General features: G+C 37.8%; 12 protein-coding genes and 4 tRNA genes. 4 read left to right on the top strand and 12 right to left on the bottom strand.

Features of this window, described 5'->3' with window-relative positions:
- Positions 1 to 160: 160 nt before the first annotated feature.
- The 7 genes from HBN50_RS17185 to lpxC all read right to left on the bottom strand — a co-directional run bounded on the left by HBN50_RS17185 (position 161) and on the right by lpxC (position 4,345).
- A tRNA-Thr gene (locus tag HBN50_RS17185) sits at positions 161 to 235 on the bottom strand.
- A 117-nt stretch (positions 236 to 352) separates the two neighbouring features.
- A tRNA-Gly gene (locus tag HBN50_RS17180) sits at positions 353 to 428 on the bottom strand.
- 57 nt (positions 429 to 485) lie between these two features.
- Positions 486 to 570, bottom strand: a tRNA-Tyr gene (locus HBN50_RS17175).
- An 11-nt stretch (positions 571 to 581) separates the two neighbouring features.
- Positions 582 to 657, bottom strand: a tRNA-Thr gene (locus HBN50_RS17170).
- A 109-nt stretch (positions 658 to 766) separates the two neighbouring features.
- Positions 767 to 1,522 (bottom strand): TrmH family RNA methyltransferase, encoded by a 756-nt coding sequence (locus HBN50_RS17165; RefSeq protein WP_273872106.1) that lies wholly within the window; start codon positions 1,520 to 1,522, stop codon positions 767 to 769.
- 1 nt (position 1,523) lies between these two features.
- Positions 1,524 to 3,248, bottom strand: a complete 1,725-nt coding sequence (locus HBN50_RS17160; RefSeq protein ID WP_273872103.1) for a proline--tRNA ligase — start codon at positions 3,246 to 3,248, stop codon at positions 1,524 to 1,526.
- Between the two features lie 89 nt (positions 3,249 to 3,337).
- Positions 3,338 to 4,345: a UDP-3-O-acyl-N-acetylglucosamine deacetylase gene (gene lpxC / locus HBN50_RS17155; protein WP_273872101.1), complete on the bottom strand. Its 1,008-nt coding sequence runs from the start codon at positions 4,343 to 4,345 to the stop codon at positions 3,338 to 3,340.
- 221 nt (positions 4,346 to 4,566) lie between these two features.
- Here lpxC and HBN50_RS17150 point away from each other — a divergent pair, with 221 nt between their 5' ends.
- Entirely contained in the window at positions 4,567 to 4,989 is a 423-nt protein-coding gene (locus tag HBN50_RS17150) for a hotdog fold thioesterase (RefSeq protein ID WP_273872099.1), read from the top strand.
- Here the strand turns inward: HBN50_RS17150 and HBN50_RS17145 are convergent.
- The 5 genes from HBN50_RS17145 to HBN50_RS17125 form a co-directional block, all read right to left on the bottom strand.
- Positions 4,986 to 5,465 carry a hypothetical protein gene (locus HBN50_RS17145; RefSeq protein ID WP_273872095.1) on the bottom strand — a complete coding sequence of 160 codons (480 nt, stop codon included), beginning with the start codon at positions 5,463 to 5,465 and terminating at the stop codon, positions 4,986 to 4,988. The genes HBN50_RS17150 and HBN50_RS17145 overlap by 4 nt on opposite strands.
- A gap of 72 nt (positions 5,466 to 5,537) precedes the next feature.
- Entirely contained in the window at positions 5,538 to 6,545 is a 1,008-nt protein-coding gene (ruvB, locus tag HBN50_RS17140; protein WP_273872094.1) for a Holliday junction branch migration DNA helicase RuvB, read from the bottom strand.
- A complete protein-coding gene (gene ruvA, locus HBN50_RS17135; protein WP_273872092.1) occupies positions 6,546 to 7,211 on the bottom strand; it encodes a Holliday junction branch migration protein RuvA in 666 nt (221 codons plus the stop codon).
- Entirely contained in the window at positions 7,208 to 7,756 is a 549-nt protein-coding gene (ruvC, locus tag HBN50_RS17130) for a crossover junction endodeoxyribonuclease RuvC (RefSeq protein ID WP_273872089.1), read from the bottom strand. Before ruvC ends, ruvA begins: the two co-directional genes overlap by 4 nt.
- Positions 7,757 to 7,795: 39 nt before the next feature.
- Entirely contained in the window at positions 7,796 to 7,972 is a 177-nt protein-coding gene (locus HBN50_RS17125; RefSeq protein ID WP_273872087.1) for a hypothetical protein, read from the bottom strand.
- 124 nt (positions 7,973 to 8,096) lie between these two features.
- Between HBN50_RS17125 and HBN50_RS17120 the strand changes: the two genes are divergently transcribed.
- From HBN50_RS17120 to gcvH, 3 genes are read left to right on the top strand one after another with little or no spacing between them, the layout of a single operon-like run.
- Positions 8,097 to 8,963 (top strand): bifunctional 5,10-methylenetetrahydrofolate dehydrogenase/5,10-methenyltetrahydrofolate cyclohydrolase, encoded by an 867-nt coding sequence (locus HBN50_RS17120; protein WP_273872085.1) that lies wholly within the window; start codon positions 8,097 to 8,099, stop codon positions 8,961 to 8,963.
- Between the two features lie 41 nt (positions 8,964 to 9,004).
- On the top strand, positions 9,005 to 10,081 hold the full coding sequence (gene gcvT, locus HBN50_RS17115) for a glycine cleavage system aminomethyltransferase GcvT (protein ID WP_273872083.1): 1,077 nt from the start codon (positions 9,005 to 9,007) through the stop codon (positions 10,079 to 10,081).
- Positions 10,081 to 10,467 carry a glycine cleavage system protein GcvH gene (gcvH, locus tag HBN50_RS17110; RefSeq protein WP_273872080.1) on the top strand — a complete coding sequence of 129 codons (387 nt, stop codon included), beginning with the start codon at positions 10,081 to 10,083 and terminating at the stop codon, positions 10,465 to 10,467. Before gcvT ends, gcvH begins: the two co-directional genes overlap by 1 nt.
- Positions 10,468 to 10,684: the final 217 nt, after the last annotated feature.

Below are 10,684 nucleotides of genomic sequence, written 5' to 3'. Positions count from 1 at the left end.
GTCAAAAGTTTCCTTTGCCATGATCAATTTCTCCTTCTACAAAGCAAACAGGATATATAGCTATGTAAATTCAAAATACTACTAGCATTTATACCTAGTACAAGATTAAAAAATTTTCCGTTCAATAAAGTCTATTTTCACCGGCCATTCAACTTAGCGCTGGAGCTTGCGACGGGAATTGAACCCGTGACCTCTTCCTTACCAAGGAAGTGCTCTGCCACTGAGCCACGCAAGCTCAAATACACTTTCAATCCAGTTATTTTTAAATCAGAACCTAGGTAAATGTAAAGGAAAAGTGCTTCTGAGGACTAAAAAAAGGCAAAAAAAAAGAGCCATAAGGCTCTTTTTTTAATGGAGCGGGCGACAAGGTTCGAACTTGCGACATTCAGCTTGGAAGGCTGACACTCTACCAACTGAGTTACGCCCGCATAGAGTATTTACTTTATAGCTACAGACACTTACACCGTCAAGGTATTTCTTTAAGGTGGTGGCGAGAGATGGATTCGAACCATCGAAGGGAAACCCGACAGATTTACAGTCTGTTGCCTTTGGCCACTCGGCAATCTCGCCCTAAGTAAATCTGGAGCTGGCTATAGGATTCGAACCTACGACCTGCGGTTTACAAAACCGCTGCTCTACCAACTGAGCTAAGCCAGCTTAGAAAACACCAAGTGTCTGTGGAAAGTAGTTATAATTGTTTCGATCTCCAAAAGCAATACTTTTTTAATAAAAATATTATTTTTTTTTGCATCAAACAAAGTTCGTTTTATACCGTGAAAAATTTTTCCATAGCTACAGCTGCTGCAACTGAGACGTTTAAAGATTTAATTGCTCCTTTTGTCTTAAAGGCCACAACTTTATCAAGGCTTCTCATTACAGCATTTGAAAGACCAACATCTTCTGCTCCTAATACTAGGCAGAGATTTTCATTTGGTAATTCTTTAGCTTCATTTTTCTCGTGCTCACTAAAACCAACACAAGTAAAGCCAGCTTTTTGTAACTTCGTAATCGTCTTAGGCAAGCTTGCACACTTAACGATTTTAACGTGCTCAAGAGCTCCTGATGCAATTCTTGAAAAAGATGGTGCTTTTCCAAAATTCCCTTTTGTAGAAACAATAATTGCATCAACACCATAGAAACATGCTGTTCTCATTATCGCCGCAGCGTTGTGAACGTCTGTAACCTGATCTAGACAAAGGATTCGAAGATTCTCTTTTTTTGTCATTTCATTCATAACCCAAGAGAAATCTTCATCTTCTAAGTCTTCTGCAAGTAAGAATACTCCTGAAGGTACTCTCGTATAGTGAAAATCTAATCTCTTATATTCACTTTTCGCTTCTTCTTGAAGTTTATGTGGAGAGAACAATTTCACTTGTACACGATCGAGAAACTCTTTTTTAAGCTCACCTTTTTTTCTAAGCTCGCTTAAGCCTTCTTCCGTTGCATATAATCTTCTAACAATACGATCATTATTTCTAAGGGCCTCAGCAATACTGTGAATCCCAACGATAATTACTTCCATCTTATAGCTCTTTTAAAAGTTCTTTAACTTTAGAAATGATTTCATCTTTTTGAACTTTTATTTTTTCTCCGGACTTTCTAACTCTTATTTCAAATAGTCCGTCTTTCTTGTGATCTCTTTCCCCTAGAACAACTTGAATCGGAAGTCCTAGAAGATCTGCATCTTTAAATTTAAATCCTGGACCAGCGTTGCGATCATCGAAAAGCACGTCAAAACCGGCGTCTTTTAACTCTCCATACATTTTCTCGGCCAATTCTTTATACTCATCTGATTTACAAATCCCAATAAATGATAAGTCGTATGGAGCAATACTTGCTGGCCAAATAATTCCATTCTCATCGTGGTTTTGTTCTATCGCAGCGGCAACAACTCGAGTTACACCAATACCGTAACAGCCCATTAGTGGGTGAATCGTTTTTCCGTTATTATCAAGAACAGTTACATCCATTCCTTCAGTATACTTGTTACCTAACTGAAAGATATGTCCAACTTCAATTCCTCTTTTAACTTTTACAACGCCCTTTCCATCGAGAGTTAGATCACCTTCTTGCGACTCTCTAAGATCTGCGACTTTAAATTTTTTAATATCACGTGAAGGAATGACATTTCGAATATGCATGTCAACTTCGTTCGCACCCGCAACGTAGGCACAGTCTAGGTCTACTGATTTATCAAAAATAATTTCTAAATCACTATTAACTTCAACTGGACCAATAAATCCTTTTTCAAGTTTCAATGCTTGAAGTTCATTATCAGTAGCGGCCCTAACTTTGTCTGTTCCAAAAAGACCTACTAACTTAACTTCATTAAGAGTGTCGTCTCCTAATAGCATTAGTAGATGAAATTTTTCACCTTCTTCTGTTTCAGATACATAAACAAGTGACTTCAAACTCGTGTATTGTGGAACTTCTAGGAAGTTGCAAACATCTTCAATTGTTGCTTTTTCAGGCGTAGAAACTTTTTCTATTGCTGCATCTGTTTTCACAAAATCGACTTTTGGTCTTAGTGTTTCTGCCTTTTCAATATTTGCTGCATAACCTGTTTCCGAACAATAGATAATTGCATCTTCACCAGAATCTGCAATAACTTGGAATTCATGAGTCTTTGAATCACTAGATGCAATCGCACCACCATCAGCTTCAACAGCAGAAAACTCTAGGCCAAGTCTTGTGAAGATAGACGAGTAAGCACCAAAAAAATCGTCATACACTTTATCCATACACTCTTTATCTGCGTGAAAAGTATAGGCATCTTTCATTGTGAACTCACGACCTCTCATTAATCCAAATCGTGGTCTGATCTCATCTCTGAATTTCGTGTTGATCTGATAAACTGAGACCGGAAGTTGCTTATAAGATTTAGTAGTTTTTCTAAAAATATCTACAACGGCCTCTTCGTTTGTTGGTGAGATACAAAGATCACGATCAGCTTTGTCTTTAAACTTAAGCATCAAGTCGCCCATTTTGTCCCAACGACCAGTTTCTTGCCAAAGCTCTCCAGGAGTAACAACAGACATGAGTAATTCGTTACAATCGATCTTATCTAATTCTTCACGAATAATATTTTCAACTTTACGTATTGTTTTATATCCCATTGGTAAGTAGTTATAGAGTCCACTTCCAGACTTATGAATAAGCCCTGCTCTGATCATGAGTTTATGTGATGGAATTTCAGCATCTGCTGGTGATTCTTTGTACGTTTGCCAAAAAGCTTTAGAGAGCTTCATACAACTGTCCCTTTGTTTAAAAACGAAAATTTATCTATGCTTTGCATAGCTTATTATTAGAAAAAAAACATTAAAAATGTAATTTAATATTATGAAAAACTTGGCGATAGCGCCATGGGGAGTTCAAATGCCTCAATTGCATCTTTTTCAAGTGCTGAAGCAGAGACAATTTCATAAGCAGATGGAGTTTCGAGAAGCTTGCGACACAGAAGATTGTGAAGATTGTGTCCAGATTTGTAAGTTGTTACTTTTCCGGCGATTTCATAACCGAGTAAACTAATATCACCTACAGTATCAAGAATCTTGTGACGAACAAATTCATCTTTAAAACGAAGTCCGTCTTCATTCATAACTTTATATTCATCAAGAACGATTGCATTATCAAGAGACCCACCTTGAATCAGGCCTTTTCTCTTAAGCATATCAACGTCTCTTAGAAGACCGAATGTTCTCGCTCTACCAACTTCATTGATATAATTCTCACATGAGAATTCGAAAACTTTCTTTTGAGTTTTAATCAAAGGGTGCGTGAAGACAATTGTTGAATCGATAACAAGTCTTGAGGCCGGCTCAATTCTCGCCCATTTATCATCAACGGCAACTTCTACTGGCTCGAGTACTACGAGGAACTTCTTCGATTTATTTAAAGATGTAATCCCTGTTTCTTTAAGAACAAAAACAAATGAAGCACCAGATCCGTCCATAATTGGAACTTCTGGCCCATCGATTTCGATAAAGACGTTATCAATTCCTAGTCCGTATAAAACAGAAAGGAGGTGCTCAACAGTGTGAACAGCATTGATTCCGGCACCAATAGTTGTATTGTTTTCAGTTGCTCCAACTGATGTTGCTGAAGCTCTGAGAACTTCGGAATTTGGTAGATCAACGCGTTTGAAGCAAATACCTGTATCAGCTTGAGCAGGATAGAGGTTCATCGTAACTTTACGTCCCGAGTGAATACCGATTCCTGTGATTTCAACTGATTTTGATATAGTTCTTTGATAAAGCATTAAACAAATTCCATGTTTTTTTAGATAATTATAAATTTTAACAAAACGCAACATGAATTGGCAACCGCCACATTCAAGTATATCCATTAATTTCTCAAAAACACTTAGCTGAAAGATTTGCCTCTAGGCCAGCGTTACTTAGATAGATAATACGCCTATATAGTACAAATAATGACTAAGTTGTAATATTTCCCAAATATATCAATACTTTTTACAATAACCTTAAGTACCGAAATGTTGGTGTAATTTATCAAAGTGCCATCATTTGTAAACAGCAGGAAAAAACTCAATAGTATCAAGGAGATAGTATGATTTGGTTTAATCCTTATAATCTCGAACAAGTTAATAAATTTAACAAGAATACACTTTGCGAGCACCTTGAAATTCAAGTCACAGAGTTAGGTGAAAACTTTATCAAAGGGACGATGCCAGTTGATCATAGAACTCACCAACCTTACGGAGTACTCCATGGAGGAGCGAGCTGTGTTTTAGCTGAATCTCTTGGAAGTATCGGTAGCAATTTGATTGTAGACCCAAGTGCTCAATATTGCGTAGGTCAAACGATTTCGGCAAGCCACCTAAGACCTATAAGTAGTGGAATTGTCGAAGGAAAGGCCACAATTATCCATAAAGGGAGAAAGAGTCATCTCTGGGAAATTGCTATCACAAATGCCGAAGGTAAGTTGATTTGTAAATCAACTCTCACGATGGCCGTCGTCGATAAGAGCTAATCAATTTTAATATAGTTGTGAATATCTTCGCCTTTCAATGGAAGAATTGATTGAAGGTATTCACGCTCCAATTCTGTAAGTTCGAAATAACCTCGGTTTATTTTCCATCCATATCCCCATCGATAAGAGGTATCAAAACCAGGGCGTCCACCTGTTCTCACGCCATAATACATGAGAAAGCCCATCCACTCGGAGAACTTTTCAGTTACGCAAGCTCGCAATTCTAAGTCAGCGCTTAGTCTCTCTTTCTCGGTTCCACCCATCCAGTAAGAGATGTCGTGTTCATAACAACACTCCAGCCATGCTTCAGGGTTATCGTTCGTTCCTTCTGGCCACCTTGAACAACCATCACTATAAAACGGTCTCACCAATTCCTTTAAATCAGCGACCGAATATTCAGACTTTCGATCCTTCACATTAGCGAAAGCACATGATGATAAAAGGGATAAAACGATAGTTACTTGAATAATACGCATAAAATAAACCTCATTCTGAGGTTATATTATTCTTTCAAAGTTCGTTTATTGCTAGAAACGTTGAAAAAAGTACTAACCCTGTTTAAGAGTTGTTAAATGATCTTTCGACTTTTGGGATATTTCACGACCCCTCGGTGTTCTAATGAGAAACCCTTCTTTCAAAAGAAAAGGTTCATAAACATCTTCTATTGTCGTTCTGTCTTCTGAAAGGGTTGCACAGAGAGCTTCAATCCCAACAGGGCCACCACCATAGTATTCGTCGATAACTTCCAATATCTTACGATCCATTCTATCGAGGCCAAACTCATCGATATCCATGAGATTCAAAGCTTTCGTAACATCATTTGGATGAACGACTTTATCGCCATTAACAACTGCAAAGTCTCTTACTCTTCGTAAAATTCGGTTTGCAATTCTTGGAGTTCCACGTGAACAACGAGCGATCATCTCCTGGGCCTCTCCCTCAAGTAAGATTTCCATTTTAGCCGCATTATTTTTAACGATTTTTCCCAACTCATCAGTTTTATAAAAATCGAAATGAAGATGGGCCATAAAACGGTCACGAAGTGGATTTGATAAAAGTCCTGATCTCGTCGTTGCTCCAATTAAAGTAAAAGGAGCTATATCAATTTGCATCGTTCTCGCACTTGGACCTTGTCCAATGACGATATCTAAGCGGTAATCCTCCATTGCAGAATAGAGAATCTCTTCAACAGAAATATGCATGCGATGAATCTCATCAATAAACAAAACATCATGTGATTGGAGATTTGTTAAAATCGCTGCGAGGTCACCTTTTTTTTCAATCGCTGGACCAGAAATAACATGAAGTTCTGTTCCTAGCGCCTTTGCAATAATCATTGCTAGAGATGTTTTTCCTAGTCCGGGAGGACCAGAGAGAAGACAGTGATCCATTGACTGCTTTCTTATTTTAGCAGACTCAACCATGACATCTATATTTTGAACAACTTTCTTTTGCCCAATATACTCACTGAAGTCTTTAGGTCTTAAAAAGACCTCTTGCTTATGATCTACTTCAGTGCCTTCAGCTGACATGAATCTATCATCTTCATCAAACATCTAAACTTCCTTTAAAACTAAATGAACAAGTTGTTCAGCTTTTTGAATTGTATTCTGTTCTAAGATTTTAGATGCGATTGGCATAATTTTATCTTCTTTAAATCCAAGTTCCTTGCAAGCGAGCATCGCCTCCTGCATAAGAGCGTTGTCATGAATTTCATGAACAGTTTCCTGTACTTCAACGATTTCTTCAAAAAGTAGTGGTTGCTCAAAATTAGCGATTGCTTCACTTTCAACATTTGGCATTTGAATTGATCTATTCGAGTACATTTTTATTTTTTCGATTTTCTTAGTTAAATCTAAGATCATCTGTGATGCCGCTTTCGCACCTACTCCCGGCGCTTTAGTAAGGCTCTTTTTATCATCATTAATGACGGCATCAATAATCTGAGTCGTCGAAAGAGCGGCCATGAGATTGAATGCAGACTTTGGTCCAACACCTTTTACAGATGTTAGTAATTCGAACATTTTTTTATCTCTTAATGACTTAAAGCCATAAAGTTCTTCCGATGCTTCTTTAACGATATGTGAAATGAAGACTCCTGTATAAGACCCCTCTGATAACAAGTGGCTAAAGTAAATTTGATAACCAACTCCACTTACTGTGTTAATAATAATTTCATATCCATCACTAAAGAGAACTTCTCCTCTTAAAAATCCAATCATGCTCTATCCTTAAAAACTTGTTTTAGAGTTCTTCCTCTCGACGATGCAACGGCCTTCTTATTTGTGAGCTGTCTCATATTCCGATTGAGAGCATGACAAACTGCTATTGCAAGTGCATCTGACTCATCGTGAGTTTTAAATTCTTTCTTTCCAAAAATCATTGTAAGGGCCTTATCAATCCCTTCTTTGGATGCATGCCCATATCCTGAAACTGCTGATTTAATTAAGTTTGGAGAATACTCAAAAACTTTTCCCTTATTGGTTTTCATAAAAGCTGCAATCATTGCACCCCTAGCTTGTGCTAGTTTGGCAAGAGAAGTGACACTTTTAACATAGATAAGAGATTCAATCGCGATTTCAGATGGTTGATGCTTTTCAATTAACTCTTCACAAGAGTCATAGATGTGACCGAGGCGATCAACAAATTCTTTAACACCATCATAGCGCATAACGCCTGATTCTATATATTTCATTTTTTTTCCCTGAACTTCAATAACTGCATAACCAGCTTTTCTTGAACCAGGGTCAATTCCTAGAATAATCATTTCATTATTCTACGTGAGACAAGGGCTTTTCGTCCAATTCTAGTTTGAGCCACCACGAGACTTTATGGCATTACCAAGATAAAAAAGGAGTGATCCTCCAACGAGCTGAATCAATTCTAATTGACCGTAATCACCTTTTGATAATCCAGCAAAAAGACATAAACCAACCGAAGTAAAGCCTATAAGTTGTATTCCTAAACCAATATAAAATTGCATGAATCCTCCGACTTTGTTCTTATAGCCCCACAGAGATAGCCATTCAATCCTTTTTTGACATGGTTGCTTTCTAAATTGGGTGAATTACTATAAAATCACTCTAATTCTGGGAGTAAATAAGTATATGACATTAGAATTGCGTTCTCGACCCGTTGTCGATCAACAAATCTCTCTTCTTAAAAAGCAGTGCCAAGAACTGCGAAAGAAAGGCGTTATACCGTCTTTGAAGGTTCTTCTTGTTGGAGATAATCCAGCAAGCGTTCTTTACACTAAGAATAAGAAAAAGTTTGTCGAAAAACTAGGTGGCGAGTGCGAAATTTATAAACTCCCTTCTGATGTTTCTGAAACCGAATTTTTAAAATCTGTAGAGCGCTTTAACAAAAGCGATGATGTTCACGGAATTTTAATTCAACTTCCTCTACCGAAACACCTTTCACATATTGATGTCACAACCCTTGTCGACGAGCATAAAGATGTTGATGGTTTTCATCCTCTCAATGTCTTCAAACTTTTCAAGGGACATAGTGAGTCGAATATTCTAGCGCCTTGTACACCAAAGGGTATCGTTACTCTTTGTAAACACTACGGTATTGAATTAAAAGGAAAGCGCGTAGCCATCATTGGTAGAAGCCTAATTGTTGGGAAACCACTTTCACTTATTCTTACGAATCACAATGCGACAGTGACCCTTTGCCACTCTGGAACTAAAGATCTCAAAGAGATCACTAGATCGAGTGATATTATTGTGACAGCGACAGGTGCACCTGAATTCTTTAATAAGTCCTATCTCAATGAGTCTGGCAATCAAGTAGTTATCGATGTTGGAATCAGCAAAAATAGTGAAGGAAAAACTGTTGGCGATTGTGATTTTAACGATATGAAAGATAATGTTAGCGCAATCACTCCTGTCCCAGGAGGTGTCGGACCAATGACGATTCTCTCGCTAGCTCAAAACCTTTTACAAGCTGCCAAAAAGAGCTTATATCCTTAATATTAATAAGACATATATAGACCTTAGATAAGGAGGATGGAATGTCCTTAATGAAAACGTCTCTTCATCAAAAACATATTGATTTAGGTGCGAAGATGGCCCCGTTTGCTGGCTTCGATATGCCTCTTCAATATTCTTCAGTTAAGGAAGAATCGCAAGCTGTTCGTTCGAACTGTGGGATTTTTGATGTAAGTCACATGGGTGAATTTTTAGTAGAAGGTGAAGACGCTGAGAAGTTTCTTGATTACATGGTAACAAATGATTTTTCTGGAGCAGGAGAAAACAAGGCCGTTTATTCTCCACTATGCCGTGAAGACGGGACTGTTATCGACGATCTTATTGCCTACAAACTCGCACCAAAGAAAGTTCTTATCTGCGTAAATGCAGCGAATATTGAAAAAGACTGGGCGTGGTTTGAAAAGCATGTTTCTAATTTCAACTGTACACTGACAAATCAATCAGATGAATATTCTCTCATTGCCGTACAAGGCCCTAAAACAGAAGAGATCTTCAAAACGCTAGAACTTTTATCAACAGAGGAATTCCCATACTACTCAGTAAAGGAATCTTCTTTTAATGGTGAAACTGTCCTGCTCGCAAGAACAGGCTACACTGGCGAAGATGGTTTTGAAGTATTCTGCTCGCATGATACTGCAGCACTTCTTTGGGATAAGTTAATTGCATGTGGAGCGCTACCATGCGGACTAGCCGCTAGAGATGTTTTAAGACTTGAAGTTTGTTATCCACTATACGGGCATGAAATCACTGATGAAGTTACACCATTAGATGCTGCTTTAAAGTGGACAGTTAAACTTAACAAAGAAGACTTCATTGGAAAGAATGCATTAGCAGATTATAAGCCGCGCTTTAGACTGGCGAAACTATCGCTCGACAAAGGTATTCCTAGAGAAGGTTACGAAGTTCTCAATGCTGACAGTGATGTAATTGGTAAAGTTGTCTCAGGAACTATGTCAGTAGCACTTGGAAAAGGAATTGCCCTTTGCCACATCGAAGCTGATAAATTTCCAGAGAATAAAGAATTTAAAATTAGAGTTAGAAAAAACGAGTTTGAAGCAAATTATCATACAAAATCTTTTATTAACGGAGGACACAAGTAATGTCACACAATGTACCTGCAGAATTAAAATATACAAAAGACCATGAGTGGGCAAAGATCGAAGGAGATATCGTAACAGTAGGTATCACTGATTTCGCACAATCATCTTTAGGAGATATCGTTTTCGTTGAACTTCCAGAAGTAGGATCAACACTTGAAAAAGACGGTAGCTTCGGTGTCGTAGAATCAATTAAATCAGTAAGTGATCTCTTCTCACCAATCACAGGTGAAGTTCTTGAAGCTAACGAAGAACTAGAGTCGACACCAGAGACTTGTAATGAAGATCCTTATGGTGCCTGGATTGTTAAAGTAAAAGTATCTAATACAGAAGAACTTAATGAACTTCTCGATGCTGAAGCTTACAAATCACACTGCGCAGATCAATAAAAAATAATGACCTCTGGCGTTTAACAATCAACGTCAGAGGTTATCCACTTTTTCTTCTTAGTTACTAACAATTTTTACACACCTATCAACATCTAACTCACCGTATTCTAAAGTCCGACAAATTTATTTTATATTAGCCTATTTTTTACTTAACAAATTGTTTGCAAAGGCCCATACTCAGGGCGTTTTCAGAATGCGTATGCGGTGAGGGCACTAG

It is taken from the genome of Halobacteriovorax sp. GB3 (assembly GCF_028649655.1).
Taxonomy (GTDB): Bacteria; Bdellovibrionota; Bacteriovoracia; order Bacteriovoracales; family Bacteriovoracaceae; genus BSW11-IV.
The sequence above is the reverse complement of the archived record's forward strand: the minus strand, read 5'-3'. Positions and strand labels throughout refer to the sequence as shown.